Genomic DNA, 20,581 nt, shown 5'->3' with positions numbered 1-20,581 from the left:
GCCGCATTCGACGACGAGGAGACGCCGATGGCACCAGCCATCACGACCCTGGCAGCAGACGCCCCCGAGCTGTCCGCCGCCAACACCGGGTTCATGCTCATCTGCTCCGCCCTGGTCATGCTGATGACCCCGGCACTCGCCTTCTTCTACGGAGGCATGGTCCGCGTCAAGTCCACCCTCAACATGCTGATGATGAGCTTCATCAGCCTCGGGATCGTCACGATCCTGTGGGTGCTCTACGGCTTCAGCATCGCCTTCGGCACCGACTCCGGATCGCTCATCGGCTGGTCCTCCGAGTACGTCGGCCTCAGCGGCATCGGCATCACCGAGCTCTGGGACGGCTACACCATCCCGGTCTACGTCTTCGCCGTCTTCCAGCTGATGTTCGCGATCATCACGCCCGCGCTCATCAGCGGCGCCCTCGCCGACCGCGTCAAGTTCACCGCTTGGGCGCTCTTCATCACCCTCTGGGTCACGATCGTCTACTTCCCCGTCGCCCACTGGGTCTGGGGCTCCGGCGGCTGGCTCTTCGAGATGGGCGTCATCGACTTCGCCGGCGGCACGGCCGTCCACATCAACGCCGGTGCCGCCGCCCTCGGCGTCATCCTCGTCATCGGCAAGCGCGTCGGCTTCAAGAAGGACCCGATGCGCCCGCACAGCCTCCCGCTGGTCATGCTCGGCGCCGGTCTCCTCTGGTTCGGCTGGTTCGGCTTCAACGCCGGCTCCTGGCTCGGCAACGACGACGGCGTCGGCGCCGTGATGTTCGTCAACACCCAGGTCGCCACCGCCGCCGCCATGCTCGCCTGGCTCGCCTACGAGAAGATCCGCCACGGCTCCTTCACCACCCTCGGCGCCGCCTCCGGCGCGGTCGCCGGACTCGTCGCCATCACCCCGTCCGGCGGCGCCGTCAGCCCGCTCGGCGCGATCGCCGTCGGCGCCATCGCCGGCCTGCTCTGCGCCATGGCCGTCGGCCTCAAGTACAAGTTCGGCTACGACGACTCCCTCGACGTCGTCGGCGTCCACCTCGTCGGCGGAGTCGTCGGCTCCCTCCTCGTCGGATTCTTCGCCACCGGCGGCGTCCAGTCCGACGCCAAGGGCCTCTTCTACGGCGGCGGCCTGGAGCAGCTCGGCAAGCAGGCGGTCGGCGTCTTCGCGGTCCTCGCCTACTCTCTGATCGTCTCCGCGGTCCTCGCGCTCCTCATCGACAAGACGATGGGGATGCGGGTCGACGAGGACGACGAGGTCTCCGGCATCGACCAGGTCGAGCACGCCGAGACCGCGTACGACTTCAGCGGAGCCGGCGGCGGCGCGTCCTCGCGCTCCACCGCCGCCCCCGCCCCGGCCGTCACGGAGAACAAGAAGGTGGACGTATGAAGCTCATCACCGCGGTCGTGAAGCCGCACCGGCTCGACGAGATCAAGGAGGCCCTCCAGGCGTTCGGCGTCCACGGCCTCACGGTCACCGAGGCCAGCGGCTACGGCCGCCAGCGCGGCCACACCGAGGTCTACCGCGGCGCCGAGTACACCGTCGACCTCGTCCCCAAGATCCGCATCGAGGTCCTCGTCGAGGACGACGACGCCGAACAGCTCATCGACGTCGTCGTCAAGGCCGCCCGAACCGGCAAGATCGGAGACGGCAAGGTGTGGAGCGTGCCGGTCGAGACCGCCGTACGGGTCCGCACCGGCGAACGCGGTCCGGACGCACTGTAAGCACACGTGAGGAGCCGCCGGGTGACGAGCCTCGAAGCGAGTGAAGAGACCGAAGATTCGGGACCCGGCGGTTACGCGGCGGCCCGGCTGCTCCTTCTCCACGAGAAGGAGCGGTCCGGGCCGCCGCGCCGTACCGCCCTCGCCCGGCTCACCGACGAATGGCTGGCCGGCCTCTTCGCCGCCGCCGCGCCACCCCGTGGAATCGCCCTCGTCGCCGTCGGCGGCTACGGCCGCGCCGAACTCTCCCCGCGCAGCGACCTCGACCTCCTCCTCCTCCACGACGGCAGCGCCGACAAGGCCGCCGTCGCCGCCCTCGCCGACCGGATCTGGTACCCCGTCTGGGACCTGGGCCTCGCCCTCGACCACTCCGTCCGCACCCCCGCCGAAGCCCGCACCACCGCCGGCGAGGACCTCAAGGTCCAGCTCGGCCTCCTCGACGCCCGGACCGTGGCCGGCGACGCCGGACTCGTCGCCGCCCTGCGCACCACCGTCCTCGCCGACTGGCGCAACCAGGCCCCCCGGCGCCTCCCCGAACTCGACGAACTGTGCCGGGAGCGGGCCGAACGCACAGGGGAGCTGCAGTACCTCCTCGAACCCGACCTCAAGGAGGCCCGCGGCGGCCTCCGCGACGCCCAGGCCCTCCGCGCCGTCGCCGCCTCCTGGCTCGCCGACGCCCCCCGCGAGGGCCTCGACGAAGCCCGCCGCCGCCTCCTCGACGCCCGCGACGCCCTCCACCTGGCCACCGGACGGGCCACCGACCGGCTCGCCCTCCAGGAACAGGACGCCGTTGCCGCCGAACTCGGCCTCCTCGACGCCGACACCCTGCTCCGCCAGGTGTACGAGGCCGCCCGGACCATCTCGTACGCCACCGACGTCACCTGGCGCGAGGTCAACCGGGTCCTCAAGGCACGCTCCGCCCGCCCCCGGCTGCGCGGCCTCCTCGGCGGCCGCGGCGCGGCCGGCCGCACCGGCGGCGGAAAGCCGCCCGTCGAACGTACCCCGCTCGCCGAGGGCGTCGTCGAGATGGACGGCGAGGCCGTCCTCGCCCTCAGCGCCCGGCCCGAACGCGACCCTGTCCTGCCGCTGCGGGCCGCCGCCGCGGCCGCCCAGTCCGCCCTGCCGATCTCCCTGCACGCCGTCCGCCGCCTCGCCGCGGCAGCCAAACCCCTCCCCGTGCCCTGGCCCGCCGAGGCGCGCGAGGAACTCGTCACCCTCCTCGGCGCCGGCGAGGCGACCGTCCCCGTCTGGGAGGCCCTGGAGGCCGAGGGACTCGTCACCCTGCTGCTCCCCGACTGGGAACGCGTCCGCTGCCGGCCCCAGCGCAACCCCGTCCACACCTGGACCGTCGACCGCCACCTCGTCGAGACCGCCGTACGCGCCTCCTCCCTCACCCGCCGCGTCGGCCGCCCCGACCTCCTCCTCGTCGCCGCGCTCCTCCACGACATCGGCAAGGGCTGGCCCGGCGACCACTCCGTCGCCGGCGAGACCATCGCCCGCGACGTCGCCACCCGCATCGGCTTCGACCGCACCGACGTCGGCGTCATCGCCACCGCCGTCCGCCACCACCTCCTCCTTGTGGAGACCGCCACCCGCCGCGACCTCGACGACCCCGCCACCGTCCAGTCCGTCGCCCAGGCCGTCGGCACCCTCGGTACCCTCGAACTCCTGCACGCCCTCACCGAGGCCGACGCCCTCGCCACCGGCCCCGCCGCCTGGTCGTCCTGGCGCGCCTCACTCGTCGCGGACCTGGTCAAACGCGTCGCCGGCGTCCTCGCCGGCGAGACCCCGCCCGACCCCGAGGCCGCCGCGCCCAGCGCCGATCAGGAACGCCTCGCCATCGAGGCCCTCCGCACCGGCGAACCCGTCCTCGCCCTGCGCACCGAACCGGTCGCCGCCGAGCCCGAGGAACCCGAGCCCGTCGGCGTCGAACTCCTCATCGCCCTGCCCGACCAGCCCGGCGTCCTGCCCGCCGTCGCCGGCGTCCTCGCCCTCCACCGCCTCACCGTCCGCGCCGCCGACCTCAGGGCGGTGGAACTCCCCACCGCCCTCGGCTCCGGCTCCGTCCTCGTCCTCGACTGGCGCGTCGCCGCCGAGTACGGCTCCCTGCCCGAGGCGGCCCGGCTCCGCGCCGACCTCGTCCGCGCCCTCGACGGCACCCTGGACGTCCCCGCCCGCCTCGCCGAACGCGACGCCGCCTACCCGCGCCGGCGCGGCCTCACCGCCCCGCCGCCCCGCGTCACCGTCGCCGCCGCCGACTCCCGCCTCGCCACCGTCATCGAGGTCCGCGCCCAGGACGCGCCCGGCCTCCTCCACCGCGTCGGCCGCGCCCTGGAGGGCGCTGCCGTCCGGGTGCGCAGCGCCCATGTCTCCACCCTCGGCGCCAACGCCGTCGACACCCTCTACGTCACCCGCCCCGACGGTTCCCTGCTGCCCGACGAGGAAGCGGTGGACCTGGCCCGCGCCCTGGAGGCGGCGCTGCGGTGACCGCCGCCCCATGGCAGGGGTCGCGCCCCTGCCGGTCCAATTCGACCGGCAAGGGCGGTCGTGTCCTGGGGCCGGATACCCTGGGTGGCGACCATCCCGCCCCGACCCGAGGATCGCGACCACCGTGTTCGATACGCTTTCCGACCGCCTCAGCGCGACTTTCAAGTCCCTCCGGGGCAAAGGCCGCCTCTCCGAGCAGGACATCGACAGCGCGGCCCGGGAAATCCGTATCGCCCTTCTCGAGGCCGATGTCGCCCTGCCGGTCGTCCGCGCGTTCATCAAGAACGTCAAGGAGAGGTCTCTCGGCGCCGAGGTCTCCAAGGCGCTGAACCCCAGCCAGCAGGTCATCAAGGTCGTCAACGAAGAGTTGATCTCGATCCTGGGCGGCGAGACCCGCCGTCTGCGGTTCGCGAAGACCGCGCCGACCGTGATCATGCTGGCCGGTCTCCAGGGTGCCGGTAAGACGACGCTCGCCGGAAAGCTCGGCGTCTGGCTGAAGAGCCAGGGGCACTCGCCGCTGCTCGTCGCGTGCGACCTCCAGCGCCCGAACGCCGTCACGCAGCTCTCCGTCGTCGCCGACCGCGCGGGCGTGGCCTTCTACGGCCCGCAGCCGGGCAACGGCGTCGGCGACCCGGTCCAGGTCGCGAAGGACTCGATCGAGTACGCGCGGACCAAGATGTACGACGTCGTGATCGTCGACACCGCAGGCCGCCTCGGCATCGACCAGGAGCTGATGCAGCAGGCCGCGGACATCCGCGACGCCGTCAGCCCCGACGAGGTCCTGTTCGTCGTCGACGCCATGATCGGCCAGGACGCGGTCAACACCGCCGAGGCGTTCCGCGACGGCGTCGGCTTCGACGGCGTCGTGCTCTCGAAGCTCGACGGCGACGCCCGCGGTGGTGCCGCGCTCTCCATCGCGCACGTCACCGGCAAGCAGATCATGTTCGCCTCCAACGGCGAGAAGCTCGACGACTTCGACGCGTTCCACCCGGACCGCATGGCGTCCCGCATTCTCGGCATGGGCGACATGCTGTCCCTCATCGAGAAGGCCCAGCAGACCTTCGACGAGGACGAGGCCGCCAAGATGGCGTCCAAGCTCGCGTCGAAGAAGGGCCAGGACTTCACCCTCGACGACTTCCTGGCGCAGATGGACCAGGTCCGCAAGATGGGCTCCATCTCCAAGCTCCTCGGCATGCTGCCCGGCATGGGCCAGATGAAGGAGCAGATCGCCAACATCGACGAGCGGGACGTCGACCGCATGGCCGCCATCATCAAGTCGATGACGCCGGGCGAGCGCCAGGACCCGACGATCATCAACGGCTCGCGCCGGGCCCGTATCGCCAAGGGCGCGGGCGCCGAGGTCAGCGCGGTCAAGGGCCTGGTCGAGCGGTTCTTCGAGGCCCGCAAGATGATGTCCCGCATGGCGCAGGGCGGCGGCATGCCGGGGATGCCGGGCATCCCGGGCATGGGCGGCGGCCCCGGCCGGCAGAAGAAGCAGATCAAGCAGGCCAAGGGCAAGCGCAAGAGCGGCAACCCGATGAAGCGGAAGGCCGAGGAGCAGGCCGCAGCCGAGCGCCGCGACCAGGCGCAGGCGGGCGGCGCGTTCGGTCTGCCGGCGGCGGGGCAGGCCCCCAAGGACTTCGAGCTCCCGGAGGAGTTCAAGAAGTTCATGGGCTGACGGTCCGTATGAAGAGGGGCCCGGGCGGTGCGAAACCGCCCCGGGCCCCTTCTCACCCCTCCGGACCGCCCGCGATGCCGGGTTCGTCCCGCTCTTCGATACTGGGGCCATTGCCGCCCCGAGGAGAGCCACGTGGCCAACCCCGTACCCCCGCGCGACCGGACCGATCAGCCCTGGCGCTCGGAAGGGGCCCCGCCACCCCCGTCGCCGAAGAAGCGGATGCCGGGAGGCTGGGGCAGCCTCATCCTCACCGCGCTCGTCGTGTACCTGCTGGCCAACATCGTCCTGTCGTTCTTCAACGACGGCGACGGGCCGACGATCTCGTACACCGAGTTCGACAAGCAGGTCGCGGCCGGGAACGTCACGAAGATCTACTCCAAGGGCGACGCGATCCAGGGGCAGCTGAAGAACAAGCAGCCCGTCCCCGACGGCAAGGGCGACTACACCAAGTTCACCACCCAGCGGCCGGCGTTCGCCGACGACGACCTGTGGGCGCAGCTCACCAAGCAGAACGTGGTCGTCACCGCCGAGCCGGTCGTCCAGGAGCGCAGCTTCCTCGCCAACCTCCTCATCTCGCTCGCCCCGATGCTGCTGCTCGTGGTGCTGTGGGTGTTCATCGCCCGCCGGATGAGCGCGGGCATGGGCGGTGCGGGCGGCGGCATGCTCGGCCGCAAGACCCCGCCCAAGCCGGTCGAGCTGGAGGGCGGCAAGCGGACCACCTTCGCCGACGTGGCCGGCATCGACGAGGTCGCGGGCGAGCTGAACGACGTCGTCGACTTCCTCAAGAACCCGCAGGCGTACCGCGAGATGGGCGCCAAGATGCCCCGCGGCGTACTCCTCGCCGGTCCTCCCGGCACCGGCAAGACCCTGCTGGCTCGGGCGGTGGCCGGCGAGGCGGGGGTGCCGTTCTTCTCGGCCTCGGCCTCCGGGTTCATCGAGATGATCGTGGGCGTCGGCGCCTCCCGGGTCCGGGAGCTGTTCGCCGAGGCCCGCAAGGTCGCGCCCGCGATCATCTTCATCGACGAGATCGACACCATCGGCCGGGCCCGCGGCGGCGGCTCGGGGATGGGCGGACACGACGAGCGCGAGCAGACCCTCAACCAGATCCTCACCGAGATGGACGGCTTCACCGGCTCCGAGGGCGTCATCGTGCTCGCCGCGACCAACCGCGCCGACGTCCTGGACCCCGCCCTCACCCGGCCGGGCCGCTTCGACCGGATCGTCCACGTCAACCCGCCCGACCGGGACGGCCGCGAGGCCATCCTCAGGATCCACACGCGGGAGATCCCGCTCGCCAAGGACGTCGACCTGGAGCACGTGGCCCGGACGACCCCGGGCATGACCGGCGCCGAGCTCGCGAACCTCGCCAACGAGGCCGCCCTCCTCGCGGTCAAGCGCGAGCAGCGGGCGGTCACGCGGTCCGATCTCTCCGACGCCCTGGAGAAGGTCCAGCTCGGCGCGGAACGGCCGCTGGTGATGCCGGCGGAGGAGCGGCGCCGGACCGCGTACCACGAGAGCGGCCACGCCCTGCTCGGCATGCTCCAGCCGGGCGCCGACCCGGTCCGCAAGATCACCATCGTGCCGCGCGGCCGGGCCCTCGGCGTCACCCTCTCGACCCCCGACGCCGACAGGTACGCCTACACCGAGGACTACCTGCGGGGCCGGATCATCGGCGCCCTCGGCGGCATGGCGGCCGAGCAGGTCGTCTTCGGCGTCATCACCACCGGCGCCGAGAGCGACCTCGAACAGGTCACCAACATCGCGCGGGGCATGGCGGGGCGCTGGGGCATGAGCGAGCGCGTCGGCCGTCTCACGGCCATCCCGAGCGACGCCCAGCAGGCGTACGGGCTGTCGGCGGCCCCCGCGACCCTCGACACCGTCGACGAGGAGATGCGCCGCATCGTCGACGAGTGCTACGAGAGCGCGGTACGGCAGCTCCGCGAGAACCGCGACAAGCTCGACGCCCTGGCCGCCGCCCTCCTCGCGAACGAGACCCTGGAGGAGGAGGCGGCCTACCGCGCCGCCGGCATCGTCCGGGCGGGCAAGGACTACACCTGACGGCGCCTGCTCCGGTCCGGGCGGGGTGGACGACTCCTGACGCCCGGGCCGGCCCGGGGTGGCGTGGCCGCGGCCCGGCGCCGCCCGGTCGGCCCGGGGTGGCGGCTACGGCACGCGGGCCACGACGTACCGGAAGACGTTCGGCATCCAGACCGTCCCGTCCGCGCGCACGTACGGCGCGAGCGCCTCCTCGATCTCCTTCTCGACCTGCGAGAGGTCGGTCGCCCGCACGGCCTCGTCGAAGGCGCCCGTGGAGAGCAGCCCGCGCACCGCGCTGCCCTCGTTCGCGTACCCGAAGGGGCAGGCCACCCGGCCCGTGCCGACCGGTCGCAGCCCCGCGCCGGCCACCAGTCGGTCCAGGTCCGCCCTGACCCCCGGCAGGCGGTCCGCCAGCCGCGCCGCGACCCGCAGCACCGGCTCCGTGGCGCACCGCTCCGGCGGTCCCCACCCGCCGAGCACGACGGCCGAGCCCGGTTGCGCCGAACGGGTGAGCGCCGTGAGCTCCGGGAGGGAGCCGTCCTTCGCGTGGAAGGCCGTGAACACGTCGTATGGGAGCTCCTCGGGCATCCCTTCCGTGACGACGACGTCCTGCGGCAGCCGCTCCCTGGCGAGCTCCACGCGCGCGTGGTCCCGGTCCACGCCGGCCACCCGCGCGCCCCTCGACGCCGCCATCAGCAGCGCCAGGCCGGAGCCGCAGCCGAGGCCGAGGACCCGGGATCCGGCGCCGACGCCGAGGCGCTCGTACACCGCCTCGTAGAGCGGGACGAGCATGCGTTCCTGGATCTCGGCCCAGTCGCGCGCGGGGTGGTGCGGGACGAGCGTAGGTGTCATGGAAAGAGCCCCAATCCGTGCCTGGACGACAGCCCCCCGTAGTCAGGGAACTGCGCATCACGGGCCGCGTCCAGTGCTCGCGCCGGACCGATCGGCCCGGGGGGAGGGGTGGTGCCGGGCACCACGCCCGGACCCGGTAATGTCCCTGCAACACGGCTCGGCCGTACCGGTCCCGGCTCAGGCCCCGGCCCGGGGGCCCCTTTCAGGGGGCGCGCGTAGCTCGGCTACGCGCCGGGGCGTATGCGCTACTACGCACCAGCTTGACGCCCCCTGCGCGGCTTCTCCGCAGATCGGCGCACTGGCCCTCGTCAGGACGCATCAACGGCAACTGACGGGTACGTGCAAAATATTTGGGTTGCCCCGGAATGGAACCCGGGGGCACTTCGGCTCGTTGTACGCGACGTGAGCACGACACCACCTGTTCTCGCCGCAGAGCTGGCACAGGCGTGGGCCGACATTCAGCGGCACCACCCCGAGCTGCCCGATCTTGCCGCGCCCGAGTCCCTGATCGGAGAGTCCTCGTCCGCCTGTGGCGCCGAACTCTCCTTCGAACGACTGCTCCACGAGGCAGTCCACGGCATCGCCGCCGCCCGAGGGGTCCGCGACACCTCCCGCGCCGGCCGCTATCACAACCGCAGATTCCTCGCGATCGCCGAGGAGATGGGCCTGGACCACCCCGAGGAACCGCACGCGAGCAGCGGCTTCTCCCTGGTCACCCTCAACCCGGAGGCCCGGCGCCGCTACCGGCCGACCATCGAGCGGCTCCAGCGGGCCCTCAAGGCCCACACGGTCGCCACGGCCGCCGACACCAAGCGGTCCTTCCGCGGACCGGCCGCCCGGCACGGTTCCTCCGGCGGCGGCGTCCGCGTCAAGGCCGTCTGCGACTGCGGGCGGAACGTGCGCGTGGTGCCGTCCGTGCTGGCCCAGGCCCCGATCGTCTGCGGCGGCTGCGGCAAGCCCTTCCGGATTCCGGAGACGGTGGGCGCCGCCACCTGACCCGGCGGCGTGTGGCACAATGGCTAGCTGTACTCGACAGTCGCATAGGACCCCTCTCTCCTCCGGCTGACGCGTCCATCGGGCATCCGAGTACCGCAACCCCACGTGGCATCTCAAAGTGCCCAACCACGTCAAGACCAGGAGACACCACTCCAGTGGCAGTCAAGATCAAGCTCAAGCGCCTCGGTAAGATCCGCCAGCCGCACTACCGCATCGTCGTCGCCGACTCCCGCACCCGTCGGGACGGTCGCGCGATCGAGGAGATCGGCCTCTACCACCCGACGTACAACCCGTCGCGTATCGAGGTCGACTCCGAGCGTGCGCAGTACTGGCTGTCCGTCGGCGCCCAGCCGACCGAGCCGGTCCTCGCCATCCTGAAGCTCACCGGCGACTGGCAGAAGGCCAAGGGCCTCCCGGCCCCCGAGAAGGCGCTGCTCGTCCCCGCCACCAAGGAGGCGAAGCGCGCCTCGTTCGACGAGTTCGCGAAGACCCTCGAGGCCGGCGACGACAAGGGTGAGGCCATCACCCCGAAGGCCAAGAAGGCCGACAAGAAGGCTGACGAGGCCGAGGCCGCGTCGACCGAGTCGACCGAGGCCTGAGCATGCTCGAGGAGGCTCTCGAGCACCTCGTGAAGGGCATCGTCGACAACCCCGACGATGTGCAGGTCGCCTCGCGCAACCTGCGCCGCGGCCGCGTGCTCGAGGTCCGGGTGCACCCCGACGACCTCGGCAAGGTGATCGGCCGCAACGGCCGCACCGCGCGTGCGCTGCGTACCGTCGTGGGCGCCATCGGCGGCCGTGGCATCCGGGTCGACCTCGTCGACGTGGACCAGGTCAGCTGAGAAGTCGGCCGCATCGGTTGAATGATGTGCCGGCAACGGGCCGGGGAGGGCTTACGAGCCCGCCCCGGCCCGTTGTCGTTTTCGTCGTACGAGCTGTGTGACAGGAGAGTGTGGAGCAGTGCAGTTGGTAGTCGCGCGGATCGGCCGCGCCCACGGCATCAAGGGCGAGGTCACCGTCGAGGTGCGGACCGACGAGCCCGAGCTCAGGCTCGGCCCCGGCGCCGTCCTGCTCACCGACCCGGCCTCCGCCGGGCCGCTGACCATCGAGTCCGGCAAGGTCCACAGCGGCAAGCTGTTGCTGCGCTTCGAGGGCGTCCGCGACCGCAACGCCGCCGAGGCCCTGCGCAACACCCTCCTCATCGCCGAGATCGACCCCGAGGAACTGCCGGAGGAGGAGGACGAGTACTACGACCACCAGCTCATGGACCTCGACGTCGTCCTCGCCGACGGCACCGAGATCGGCCGGATCACCGAGATCTCCCACCTGCCGTCCCAGGACCTCTTCATCGTCGAGCGGCCCGACGGCACCGAGCTGATGATCCCCTTCGTGTCGTCGATCGTCACCGAGATCGACCTGGAGGAGCAGCGGGCCGTCATCGACCCGCCGCCCGGCCTGATCGACGACCGCGCCGAGATCGTCTCCTCCCGCGACGCCGAGCAGGGTGACGACGCATGAGGCTCGACGTCGTCACGATCTTCCCCGAGTACCTCGAACCGCTGAACGTCTCCCTCGTCGGGAAGGCCCGCGCCCGCGGACAGCTCGACGTCCACGTCCACGACCTGCGTGAATGGACGTACGACCGGCACAACACGGTCGACGACACCCCGTACGGCGGCGGCCCCGGCATGGTCATGAAGACCGACCCCTGGGGCGACGCGCTCGACCAGGCGCTCGCCGACGGCTACGAGGGCGGCGCCCACGGCCCGGTCCTCGTCGTCCCGACCCCCAGCGGCCGCCCCTTCACCCAGGAGCTCGCCGTCGAGCTCTCCGAGCGGCCCTGGCTGATCTTCACGCCGGCCCGCTACGAGGGCATCGACCGCCGCGTCATGGACGAGTACGCGACCCGCATGCCCGTCTACGAGGTCTCCATCGGCGACTACGTGCTCGCCGGCGGCGAGGCCGCCGTCCTCGTCGTCACCGAGGCCGTCGCCCGCCTCCTGCCCGGTGTCCTCGGCAACGCCGAGTCCCACCGCGACGACTCCTTCGCGCCCGGGGCCATGGCCAACCTCCTGGAGGGCCCCGTCTACACCAAGCCCCCCGAGTGGCGCGGCCGGGGCATCCCCGACGTCCTCCTCAGCGGGCACCACGGCAAGATCGCCCGCTGGCGCCGCGACGAGGCGTTCCGCCGCACCGCGGCCCACCGCCCCGACCTCATCGAACGCTGCGACCCCGCGGCCTTCGACAAGAAGGACCGCGAGATCCTCTCGATGATGGGGTGGGCGCCCGAGCCCGGCGGCCGATTTTGGCGCAGGCTCGAAGACGTGGAAGAATAGGCCGCTGTCGTCCGTCCGGCGTGCGCCCCTGCCACAGGGGGAACGACGCCGCACGAAGCGGACGACTCCCCGATTCACCTTCGAACGTACCGCTGATGACCTGTGGCATCAGCGAGGAAAGAGACCTCCATGGCCTCCCTGCTCGACCAGGTCAACGCGGCCGCGCTCCGCTCCGACCTCCCCGCCTTCCGCCCCGGCGACACCGTGAACGTCCACGTGCGCGTCATCGAAGGCAACCGCTCCCGCATCCAGCAGTTCAAGGGTGTCGTCATCCGCCGTCAGGGCTCGGGCGTCAGCGAGACCTTCACGGTCCGCAAGGTCTCGTTCTCCGTCGGCGTCGAGCGCACCTTCCCGGTGAACAGCCCGATCTTCGAGAAGATCGAGCTCGTGACCCGCGGTGACGTCCGTCGCGCCAAGCTCTACTTCCTGCGTGAGCTGCGCGGCAAGGCTGCCAAGATCAAGGAGAAGCGCGACCGCTGAGCTTCGGCTCCCGGCACGCTCGACGCTTCCGACTCCTCCCACAGGCAGGCCGGATAGGCTCTGCCAGCGATGGACACCGAAGCACAGCACCCGGAGCGCGACCCCTCTTCCGACACGGAGGAAGGGTCGCGCTCCGCGCGCGTTTCCGAGGCCCCCGCGCCCCGGCGGGACCCCGGGCACACGACGGCCCCCGAGCCCGGGCGGGACCCCGCTCCCGAGCCGCACCGGCGCGCGCCCTCGTGGCGGCGCACCGCCCTCGTCGGCGGCGCCTGCGTGGCCTTCCTGCTGCTCCTGAGCCACTTCGTGATGCAGCCCTTCCTCATCCCCAGCGGCTCCATGGAACCGACGCTCCAGGTCGGCGACCGGATCCTGGTCAACAAGCTGGCGTACCGTTTCGGCAGTGAGCCGCGCCGCGGTGACGTCGTCGTCTTCGACGGCACCGGCTCCTTCGTACGGGAGGAACCGGAGGTCAACCCGGTCAGCGGACTCCTGCGCGGCGCCGGGGCCGCCCTCGGGCTCGCGGAGCCCGCCGAGACCGACTTCGTGAAGCGGGTCGTCGGCACCGGCGGCGACCGGGTGGTCTGCTGCGACAAGAACGGCCGGATCACCGTCAACGGCGTCCCCGTCGAGGAGCGGTACGTGATGTTCGGCGACCAGCCGTCCAGCGTGGCCTTCGACATCGTCGTCCCTCCCGGCCGGCTCTGGGTCATGGGCGACCACCGCAGCCAGTCCAGCGACTCCCGCGACCACCTGGGCAACCCCGGCGGCGGGATGGTCCCCGTCGAGAAGGTCGTCGGACGCGCCGGCTGGATCGTGTGGCCCTTCGGCCGCTGGTCCGCCCTGCCCGCCACGGAGGCGTACGACGCCGTACCGGCCCCGACGGCCGGCGGACACGGGGCGGGGGCGCATGGGTAGCCGCGGCCGCCCCGCGCACGGCCCCGACGCAGGCCAGGGCGCGCCCCTGCCCGGCCGGGCCGAGCGGCGCAGGCTGGCCCGCAAGGTCAAGCGGCGCCGGCAGCGCTCCGCGATCCGGGAGATCCCGGTCCTGATCACGGTGGCCGTGCTCATCGCCCTCGTCCTCAAGACCTTCCTGGTCCAGGCGTTCGTCATCCCCTCCGGCTCGATGGAGCAGACGATCCGGATCGACGACCGCGTCCTGGTCGACAAGCTCACCCCGTGGTTCGGCTCCCGCCCGCAGCGCGGCGACGTCGTCGTCTTCAAGGACCCCGGGAGCTGGCTCCAGCAGGACACCGCGCCGCCCTCCGACGACCCGATCGGCGTCAAGCAGGCCAAGCAGGCCCTGACCTTCATCGGGCTGCTGCCCTCGGCCGACGAACGGGACCTCATCAAGCGGGTGATCGCCGTCGGCGGCGACACCGTCCGCTGCTGCGACAAGGACGGGCGGATCACCGTCAACGGCGTACCGCTGGACGAGCCGTACCTGCATCCGGGGAACCAGCCGTCCGAGATCCCCTTCGAGGTGAAGGTCCCGCAGGGCCGGATCTTCGTCCTCGGCGACCACCGCTCCGACTCGGCCGACTCGCGCTACCACCTGGACGAGGAGGGGCACGGCACGGTCTCCGAGGAGCAGGTCGTCGGGCGTGCCGTGGTGATCGCCTGGCCCTTCGGGCACTGGCGGCGCCTGGAGGAGCGGCAGACCTTCACCGCCGTACCGGACGCCCGTACGGGTTCCGCTACCGCGCTCGGTCTGTCGCATAGTGTGTCCCAGCGGAATCTGAACGGATTGCCCGGGCTCCCGACCCCTGCGGAACTTCTGCTCGTTATGGGAGTGGTGGGCCTGTCCCTGTTCCGGGGCAGGCGTTCGCACGGAGTGAGGAGTGGATGTGGGGGATTTGGCCGTCGGCGCACGATCCGGACACGATGAGCCCGAGAAGAGGGCCGACGAGGCCACCGGCGATGGTGTGACGGGTGACGACGTGACGGGTGACGGGGTGCCGCACGACGAAGCGGAGGACAGGCCCAAGGGCCCGAAGAAGCAGCGTTCCTTCTGGAAGGAACTGCCGCTCCTCGTCGGTATCGCCCTGGTACTCGCCCTGCTGATCAAGACCTTCCTGGTGCAGGCGTTCTCGATTCCCTCGGAATCGATGATGAACACCCTGCAGAAGGGCGACCGGGTCCTCGTCGACAAGCTGACCCCCTGGTTCGGCTCCGAGCCCGAGCGCGGCGAGGTCGTCGTCTTCCACGACCCGGGCGGCTGGCTGGAGGGCCAGCAGGCGCCCAAGCCCAACGTCGTGCAGAAGTTCCTCAGCTTCATCGGCCTCATGCCGTCCGCCGAGGAGAAGGACCTCATCAAGCGGGTCATCGCCGTCGGCGGTGACACCGTCTCCTGCAAGGAGGGCGGCAAGGTCGTCCTCAACGGCGTGGCGCTGGACGAGACCTCGTACCTCTACCCCGGCTCCGTGCCCTGCCAGGACTCCTTCGGCCCGATCAAGGTCCCCGAGGGCCGGATCTGGGTCATGGGCGACAACCGGCAGAACTCGCTGGACTCCCGCTTCCACCAGCAGCTGCCCGGTGGCGGCACCGTCTCCGACGACGAGGTCGTGGGCCGCGCCGTCGTCATCGCCTGGCCGGTGACCCGCTGGGCGACGCTTCCCGTCCCCGACATCTTCGACCAGCCGGCCCTCAACCAGGCCATGGCCGCCGCCCCCCTCGGCGCGGCCGGTCTGGCCGGAGCGCTCCCGCTGGTGCTGTGGCGCCGGAAGAAGCGCACCGCGGGGCATACCGCCGAGTAGCAACCCGCGGGTAGGGTGCCCCGGAACGTCGCCGGACCTCTGGGGTGCACATGAGCGGAAACAAAGGGACCCAGGGCGGCCGCGGCCGCCTCGGCAGCGTGCTGTCGGGGCTGGCCGTGGCCGTCGGCTGTCTGCTCTTCCTGGGCGGCTTCGTCGGGGGAGCGCTGATCTACCAGCCGTACAGCGTCCCCACCGACTCCATGACCCCGACCCTCGACGTCGGCTCCAAGATCCTCGCCCAGCGCATCGACGGCGCCGACGTGCGGCGCGGCGACGTCGTCGTCTTCACCGACCCGCTCTGGGGGAACTCGCCCATGGTCAAGCGGGTCGCCGCGGTGGGCGGCGACACCGTCGCCTGCTGCGACCGGGACGGGCGGCTCACCGTCGACGGCAGGCCCGTCGTCGAGCCGTACCTGAGGCCGGGACCCGGCGGCCGGACGCTCGCCTCGGGCCAGGAGTTCTCCGTGACCGTCCCGAAGGACAGCCTGTTCCTCCTCGGTGACGACCGGCACACCTCGCTGGACTCCCGTACCCACATCCAGGAAGCCGGACAGGGCTCGGTGCCCCGGTCCTCGGTCGTCGGCAGGGTCGACGCCGTCGTGTGGCCCGCCAAGGGCCTCCTGGAGCCGCCGAAGGGCTTCGCCGCCCTCCCGGGCGGCACCTCGACCCCGGGGCCGTTCCAGGCCCTCTTCACGGCGATCGTCGCCGGGTGTGTACTGATCCTCGCGGGAGCCGCGTACGGACCGGTGGCCCGGCTGGTGACCCGCCGGCCGGCCGGACAGCGGCAGGGGAAGCGGGAGAAGGTGGGCGTGTGACGGAGCGCGCGACGGGCGCGGAGCCGGAAGCCGGTGCCGGAGCCGGTGCCGGCTCGGCGGAGGGCGCCGGGTGGCGGCAGGTCGCGCGGGTCGTGCTCCTCGATGCCGACGACCGCATCCTCCTCATGCACGGATACGAGCCGGACGACCCGGCGGACACCTGGTGGTTCACGCCGGGCGGCGGCCTGGAGGGCGAGGAGACCCGGGAACAGGCGGCACTGCGCGAGCTCGCCGAGGAGACCGGCATCACCGACGTCGACCTGGGGCCCGTGCTCTGGAAGCGGCACTGCTCCTTCCCCTTCGACGGGCGACGCTGGGACCAGGACGAGTGGTACTACCTCGCCCGCACGCGCCGCACGGAGTCCTCGCCCCGGCCGCAGGCCCTCACGGAGCTGGAGACCCGCAGTCTCGCGGGCCTGAGATGGTGGACCTCCGCCGAACTGTCGGCGGCGCGTGAGACGGTGTACCCGACCAGGCTCGCCGAGTTGCTGCACAGGCTGCTCGACGAGGGGCCTCCGAGTGCACCGGTGGTTCTCGCCCCGGAAATCGTTTAGGGGCGCGCACGGCTGGCGCACAATAGGGGGACGCACGGCTGAAGGGGAACATGCCATGAGCGCCGAGGACCTCGAGAAGTACGAGACCGAGATGGAGCTGAAGCTCTACCGGGAGTACCGCGACGTCGTCGGGCTGTTCAAATACGTGATCGAGACCGAGCGGCGCTTCTACCTCACCAACGACTACGAGATGCAGGTGCACTCGGTCCAGGGCGAGGTCTTCTTCGAAGTCAGCATGGCCGACGCCTGGGTCTGGGACATGTACCGGCCGGCCAGGTTCGTCAAGCAGGTCCGCGTCCTGACCTTCAAGGACGTGAACATCGAGGAGCTCAACAAGAGCGACCTCGAACTCCCCGGAAGCTGAACCCCGGGCGGGAGCAACGGCTGAGCCCCTGGGGTGGCCCGGGGGACGGCCCTGGGGACTGCTCCGTGGAGGATCACTCCCAGGAGTGACCTGGTTCTCCACAGCCTCCGCGCCGTACACAGCGCCGCACGCGGTCCGGGCACCTCCGTCACATTCGTGGCGGAGGTGGTACCGCATGAACAAGACCCAAGCCCTCGGACGGTACGGAGAAGAGCTGGCGACCCGCCGGCTCCTCGCGGCCGGCATGCAGATCCTCGCCCGCAACTGGCGCTGCGGCCGCACCGGCGAGATCGACATCGTCGCCCGTGACGGCGACACCCTCGTCGTCTGCGAGGTCAAGACCCGGCGCGACGGCACCTACGAACACCCGATGGCCGCCGTCACACCCCGCAAGGCCGAGCGGCTCCGCCGCCTCGCCGCCTGCTGGGTCGACCGCAGCGGCGTACCGGCACCCGCCGGCGGCATCCGCATCGACCTCGTCGGCATCGTCCTGCCCCGCCGCGGCGGACCCGTCCTCAGCCACGCCCAGGGGGTGGCGTGATGGGATTCGCCCGCACCTGCTCCGTCGCCCTCGTCGGCGTCGAAGGCGTCGTCGTCGAGGTCCAGGCCGACCTCGAACCCGGCGTCGCGGCCTTCACCCTCGTCGGCCTCCCCGACAAGAGCCTCAGCGAAAGCCGGGACCGGGTCCGCGCCGCCGTCGTCAACTCGGGCGCCGAATGGCCCCAGAAGAAACTGACCGTCGGACTCAGCCCGGCCTCCGTCCCCAAGAGCGGCAGCGGATTCGACCTCGCCGTCGCGGCCGCGGTGCTCGGCGCCGCCGAACGCGTCGACCCGCGCGCCATCGCCGACCTCGTCCTCATCGGCGAACTCGGACTCGACGGACGCGTCCGGCCGGTCCGCGGCGTCCTGCCCGCCGTCCTCGCCGCCGCCGAAGCCGGCTACCGGCAGGTCGTCGTCCCCGAACAGATGGCCGGCGAGGCGTCGCTCGTCCCCGGCATCTCCGTCCTCGGCGTCCGCAGCCTCCGCCAGCTGATCGCCGTCCTCACCGACGAACCCGTACCCGACGAGGAGGCGACCGAGGAGGGCCGGCCCGACGCCATGCTCGCCGGACTCCTCGTCCCCGGCGCCGGCATCGGCACCGGGCTCGCCGCGGACCCCGCCGAAGGGCCCGACCTCGCCGACGTCGCCGGCCAGCACCGCGCCCGCCGGGCCCTGGAGATCGCCGCCGCCGGCAGCCACCACCTCATGCTCTCCGGCCCGCCCGGCGCCGGGAAGACCATGCTCGCCGAACGGCTCCCCGGCATCCTCCCGCCCCTCACCCGGAAGGAGTCCCTCGAAGTCACCGCCGTCCACTCCGTCGCCGGCATCCTCCCGCCCGGCGAACCCCTGGTCCGCCGCGCCCCCTACTGCGCGCCCCACCACTCCGCCACCACGCAGTCCCTCGTCGGCGGCGGCAACGGCCTGCCCAGGCCGGGCGCGGTCTCCCTCGCCCACCGCGGGGTGCTCTTCCTCGACGAAGCGCCGGAGTTCTCCGGCAAGGTCCTCGACGCGCTGCGCCAGCCCCTCGAATCGGGGCACGTCGTCATCGCCCGCGCGGCGGGCGTCGTCCGCCTCCCCGCCCGGTTCCTCCTCGCCCTCGCGGCCAACCCCTGCCCCTGCGGGCGGCACAGCCTCCAGGGCGCCGGCTGCGAATGCCCCTCCGCGCTCATCCGGCGCTACCAGGCACGCCTCTCCGGCCCGCTGCTCGACCGCGTCGACCTGCGGGTCCAGGTCGAACCCGTCACCCGCGCCGACCTCCTCGGCCAGGGCGGCCGGGGCGAGACCACCGCGGCGGTCGCCGAACGCGTCCGGGAGGCCAGGGCCCGCGCCGCCGCCCGGCTCGCGGACACCCCCTGGAGCGTCAACAGCGAGATCCCCGGCCACGAACTCCGTACCCGCTACCCCGCCGCACCCGGCGCCCTCGCCACCGCCGAACACGACATGGAGCGCGGCTTCCTCACCGCCCGCGGCCTCGACCGGGTGCTCCGCGTCGCCTGGAGCGTCGCCGACCTCGCCGGGCACGACCGCCCCGACGGCCAGGACATCGCCCTCGCCCTCGAACTGCGCACCGGCATCGCCCGCGGAGTGCCCGTGGGAGCGGGGGAGTACGCATGACCACGATCCCCTCCCCGGCCGCCGGCACGGACGAGCGGCTCGCGCGTGCGGCCCTCACCCGGGCCGTCGAACCCGGCGACGAACACGCCGGCCGGTGGCTCCGCCGCTACGGGGCCGCCGGCTTCCTCGACCGCCTCCTCCGTCCGGGCGAACACCGGGCAGAGCACCGGGCACAGCACCGCGGAGCGCACCGGGGAGAACAACCCGACGGCGGACCGGGTGGCGCTCCGGGCGACCCTCTCTTCCCCGGCACCGGCGCGCGACGGGTCGACGGCTGGCGGCGGCGTGCCGCCACCGCCGAGCCCGCCCGGGACCTCGACACCGTCCACGGCCTCGGCGGCCGCTTCCTCGTCCCCGGCGACACCGAATGGCCACGGCAGCTCGACGACCTCGCGGACGCCCGGCCCCTCGGCCTCTGGGTCAGGGGCCCCGCCGACCTGCGGACCTGGGCACTGCGCTCCGTCGCCCTCGTCGGAGCCCGCGCCTGCACCCCGTACGGCGCGCACACCGCCGCCGACCTCGCCACCGGCCTGGCGAGGAAGGGCTGGGTCGTCGTCTCCGGAGCGGCCTACGGCATCGACGGCGCGGCCCACCGGGGAGCCCTCGCCGCCGGCGGGGCCACCGCCGCCGTCCTCGCCTGCGGCATCGACACCCCCTACCCCCGGGGCCACGACCGGCTCATCCGGCGGGTGGCGGACCAGGGACTCGTCATCGGGGAGCTGCCGCCCGACAGCCACCCCACCCCCAGCCGCTTCATCCTCCGCAACCGCGTCATCGCCGCCCTCACCCGGGGAACGGTCGTCGTCGAGGCCCAGCACCGCAGCGGCTCCCTGGTCACCGCCCGCGCCGCCGCCCGGCTCGGCCGCCACGTCATGGGCGTGCCGGGCCCCGTCACCAGCGCCCTCTCCGCGGGCGTCCACGAACTCCTGCGCGGCGACGCCGTCCTCGTCACCGACGCCGACGAGATCGTCGAACTCGTCGGCGACATGGGCCAGCTCGCTCCCGCCCGCCGCGGCCCCGTCCTGCCGCGCGACCTCCTCGCCCCCGCCCTGGCGCACGTCCTGGAAGCCGTGCCCGCCCGCGGCCCGACCCCCACCACCGTCATCGCCGACCGCGCCGGAACCACCCCCGACGACACCCTCGTCAAGCTGTACGAACTCCATTCCCTCGGCTTCGTCGAACGGCACGGAGAGGGCTGGAGGTTGACGAACACCGCCACAGAAGCGTCGAACGCACGGCGAGGCGGTGCTTGACCTGGAGCATTCGGGTGAAAGGGTGAAGCCGATGAACAATCGCGTTCTCTCGGCCGCACCCGAGGGGCCGACACGCGCCACGGCCCGGGTTCGAAGATGCGACCGACAGCGTCCACC

General features: G+C 72.3%; 21 protein-coding genes. 20 read left to right on the top strand and 1 reads right to left on the bottom strand.

From position 1 onward, the window contains the following. Positions 1-27: 27 nt before the first annotated feature. The 5 genes from ACFVZH_RS19525 (at position 28) to ftsH (ending at position 7,929) form a co-directional block, all read left to right on the top strand. Positions 28-1,374: an ammonium transporter gene (locus ACFVZH_RS19525; RefSeq protein WP_384898613.1), complete on the top strand. Its 1,347-nt coding sequence runs from the start codon at positions 28-30 to the stop codon at positions 1,372-1,374. Beyond that, the gene (locus tag ACFVZH_RS19520) at positions 1,371-1,709 is read left to right on the top strand and encodes a P-II family nitrogen regulator (protein WP_004924863.1); all 339 of its coding nucleotides are present in this window, start codon (positions 1,371-1,373) and stop codon (positions 1,707-1,709) included. Before ACFVZH_RS19525 ends, ACFVZH_RS19520 begins: the two co-directional genes overlap by 4 nt. A gap of 21 nt (positions 1,710-1,730) precedes the next feature. Further along, positions 1,731-4,193, top strand: a complete 2,463-nt coding sequence (locus ACFVZH_RS19515) for a [protein-PII] uridylyltransferase (RefSeq protein ID WP_384898612.1) — start codon at positions 1,731-1,733, stop codon at positions 4,191-4,193. A gap of 124 nt (positions 4,194-4,317) precedes the next feature. After that, complete coding sequence (gene ffh / locus ACFVZH_RS19510) at positions 4,318-5,871, top strand: signal recognition particle protein (RefSeq protein WP_384898611.1); 1,554 nt, start codon at positions 4,318-4,320, stop codon at positions 5,869-5,871. A gap of 132 nt (positions 5,872-6,003) precedes the next feature. After that, positions 6,004-7,929, top strand: coding sequence for an ATP-dependent zinc metalloprotease FtsH (ftsH, locus tag ACFVZH_RS19505; protein ID WP_384898610.1), 1,926 nt, complete (start codon positions 6,004-6,006; stop codon positions 7,927-7,929). Between the two features lie 105 nt (positions 7,930-8,034). On the opposite strand, the gene ACFVZH_RS19500 is transcribed toward ftsH, so the two are convergent. Next, a complete protein-coding gene (locus tag ACFVZH_RS19500) occupies positions 8,035-8,760 on the bottom strand; it encodes a class I SAM-dependent methyltransferase (protein ID WP_384898609.1) in 726 nt (241 codons plus the stop codon). A 402-nt stretch (positions 8,761-9,162) separates the two neighbouring features. On the opposite strand from ACFVZH_RS19500, the gene ACFVZH_RS19495 reads away from it, so the two are divergent. The 15 genes from ACFVZH_RS19495 to dprA all read left to right on the top strand — a co-directional run bounded on the left by ACFVZH_RS19495 (position 9,163) and on the right by dprA (position 20,464). After that, positions 9,163-9,756, top strand: coding sequence for a hypothetical protein (locus ACFVZH_RS19495; RefSeq protein WP_033204778.1), 594 nt, complete (start codon positions 9,163-9,165; stop codon positions 9,754-9,756). Positions 9,757-9,911: 155 nt separating this feature from the next. Continuing rightward, on the top strand, positions 9,912-10,355 hold the full coding sequence (rpsP, locus tag ACFVZH_RS19490; protein WP_267046083.1) for a 30S ribosomal protein S16: 444 nt from the start codon (positions 9,912-9,914) through the stop codon (positions 10,353-10,355). Positions 10,356-10,357: 2 nt separating this feature from the next. Further along, the gene (locus ACFVZH_RS19485) at positions 10,358-10,597 is read left to right on the top strand and encodes an RNA-binding protein (RefSeq protein ID WP_003958958.1); all 240 of its coding nucleotides are present in this window, start codon (positions 10,358-10,360) and stop codon (positions 10,595-10,597) included. Between the two features lie 118 nt (positions 10,598-10,715). Beyond that, positions 10,716-11,273, top strand: a complete 558-nt coding sequence (gene rimM / locus ACFVZH_RS19480) for a ribosome maturation factor RimM (RefSeq protein ID WP_384898608.1) — start codon at positions 10,716-10,718, stop codon at positions 11,271-11,273. Next, the gene (gene trmD, locus ACFVZH_RS19475) at positions 11,270-12,091 is read left to right on the top strand and encodes a tRNA (guanosine(37)-N1)-methyltransferase TrmD (RefSeq protein WP_384898607.1); all 822 of its coding nucleotides are present in this window, start codon (positions 11,270-11,272) and stop codon (positions 12,089-12,091) included. The genes rimM and trmD overlap by 4 nt, the downstream gene beginning before the upstream one ends. Positions 12,092-12,220: 129 nt before the next feature. Continuing rightward, positions 12,221-12,571, top strand: a complete 351-nt coding sequence (gene rplS, locus ACFVZH_RS19470; RefSeq protein WP_384898606.1) for a 50S ribosomal protein L19 — start codon at positions 12,221-12,223, stop codon at positions 12,569-12,571. 69 nt (positions 12,572-12,640) lie between these two features. After that, positions 12,641-13,486, top strand: a complete 846-nt coding sequence (lepB, locus tag ACFVZH_RS19465) for a signal peptidase I (RefSeq protein ID WP_384898605.1) — start codon at positions 12,641-12,643, stop codon at positions 13,484-13,486. Next, entirely contained in the window at positions 13,479-14,456 is a 978-nt protein-coding gene (gene lepB / locus ACFVZH_RS19460; RefSeq protein WP_384898604.1) for a signal peptidase I, read from the top strand. Before lepB (ACFVZH_RS19465) ends, lepB (ACFVZH_RS19460) begins: the two co-directional genes overlap by 8 nt. Continuing rightward, positions 14,425-15,324, top strand: a complete 900-nt coding sequence (lepB, locus tag ACFVZH_RS19455) for a signal peptidase I (RefSeq protein ID WP_384898654.1) — start codon at positions 14,425-14,427, stop codon at positions 15,322-15,324. Before lepB (ACFVZH_RS19460) ends, lepB (ACFVZH_RS19455) begins: the two co-directional genes overlap by 32 nt. Positions 15,325-15,374: 50 nt before the next feature. Next, positions 15,375-16,139, top strand: a complete 765-nt coding sequence (lepB, locus tag ACFVZH_RS19450; protein WP_384898603.1) for a signal peptidase I — start codon at positions 15,375-15,377, stop codon at positions 16,137-16,139. 92 nt (positions 16,140-16,231) lie between these two features. Further along, on the top strand, positions 16,232-16,693 hold the full coding sequence (locus ACFVZH_RS19445; protein ID WP_384898653.1) for an NUDIX hydrolase: 462 nt from the start codon (positions 16,232-16,234) through the stop codon (positions 16,691-16,693). Positions 16,694-16,748: 55 nt separating this feature from the next. Next, positions 16,749-17,057 carry a DUF2469 domain-containing protein gene (locus ACFVZH_RS19440; RefSeq protein ID WP_005311352.1) on the top strand — a complete coding sequence of 103 codons (309 nt, stop codon included), beginning with the start codon at positions 16,749-16,751 and terminating at the stop codon, positions 17,055-17,057. Between the two features lie 175 nt (positions 17,058-17,232). Further along, a complete protein-coding gene (locus tag ACFVZH_RS19435) occupies positions 17,233-17,598 on the top strand; it encodes a YraN family protein (protein WP_384898602.1) in 366 nt (121 codons plus the stop codon). Further along, positions 17,598-19,211 (top strand): YifB family Mg chelatase-like AAA ATPase, encoded by a 1,614-nt coding sequence (locus ACFVZH_RS19430; protein WP_384898601.1) that lies wholly within the window; start codon positions 17,598-17,600, stop codon positions 19,209-19,211. Before ACFVZH_RS19435 ends, ACFVZH_RS19430 begins: the two co-directional genes overlap by 1 nt. After that, positions 19,208-20,464, top strand: a complete 1,257-nt coding sequence (dprA, locus tag ACFVZH_RS19425) for a DNA-processing protein DprA (RefSeq protein ID WP_384898600.1) — start codon at positions 19,208-19,210, stop codon at positions 20,462-20,464. Before ACFVZH_RS19430 ends, dprA begins: the two co-directional genes overlap by 4 nt. The last annotated feature ends 117 nt before the right edge of the window (positions 20,465-20,581 follow it).

The sequence above is a fragment of the Streptomyces sp. NPDC059534 genome, from assembly GCF_042743475.1.
Taxonomy (GTDB): Bacteria; Actinomycetota; Actinomycetes; order Streptomycetales; family Streptomycetaceae; genus Streptomyces.
Note: the sequence above shows the minus strand (reverse complement) of the source record. Positions and strands in the feature narration are given on the sequence as shown.

Excerpts from the sequence above, each read along its gene's own strand:
- ACFVZH_RS19435 (WP_384898602.1), top strand. The coding sequence starts at position 17,233 with ATGAACAAGACCCAAGCCCTCGGACGGTACGGAGAAGAGCTGGCGACC.
- ACFVZH_RS19485 (WP_003958958.1), top strand. The coding sequence starts at position 10,358 with ATGCTCGAGGAGGCTCTCGAGCACCTCGTGAAGGGCATCGTCGACAAC.
- trmD (WP_384898607.1), top strand. The coding sequence starts at position 11,270 with ATGAGGCTCGACGTCGTCACGATCTTCCCCGAGTACCTCGAACCGCTG.
- rplS (WP_384898606.1), top strand. The coding sequence starts at position 12,221 with ATGGCCTCCCTGCTCGACCAGGTCAACGCGGCCGCGCTCCGCTCCGAC.
- ACFVZH_RS19520 (WP_004924863.1), top strand. The coding sequence starts at position 1,371 with ATGAAGCTCATCACCGCGGTCGTGAAGCCGCACCGGCTCGACGAGATC.
- ACFVZH_RS19440 (WP_005311352.1), top strand. The coding sequence starts at position 16,749 with ATGAGCGCCGAGGACCTCGAGAAGTACGAGACCGAGATGGAGCTGAAG.
- ACFVZH_RS19430 (WP_384898601.1), top strand. The coding sequence starts at position 17,598 with ATGGGATTCGCCCGCACCTGCTCCGTCGCCCTCGTCGGCGTCGAAGGC.
- dprA (WP_384898600.1), top strand. The coding sequence starts at position 19,208 with ATGACCACGATCCCCTCCCCGGCCGCCGGCACGGACGAGCGGCTCGCG.
- lepB (WP_384898603.1), top strand. The coding sequence starts at position 15,375 with ATGAGCGGAAACAAAGGGACCCAGGGCGGCCGCGGCCGCCTCGGCAGC.
- ACFVZH_RS19500 (WP_384898609.1), bottom strand. The coding sequence starts at position 8,760 with ATGACACCTACGCTCGTCCCGCACCACCCCGCGCGCGACTGGGCCGAG.
- ACFVZH_RS19525 (WP_384898613.1), top strand. The coding sequence starts at position 28 with ATGGCACCAGCCATCACGACCCTGGCAGCAGACGCCCCCGAGCTGTCC.
- lepB (WP_384898604.1), top strand. The coding sequence starts at position 13,479 with ATGGGTAGCCGCGGCCGCCCCGCGCACGGCCCCGACGCAGGCCAGGGC.
- lepB (WP_384898605.1), top strand. The coding sequence starts at position 12,641 with ATGGACACCGAAGCACAGCACCCGGAGCGCGACCCCTCTTCCGACACG.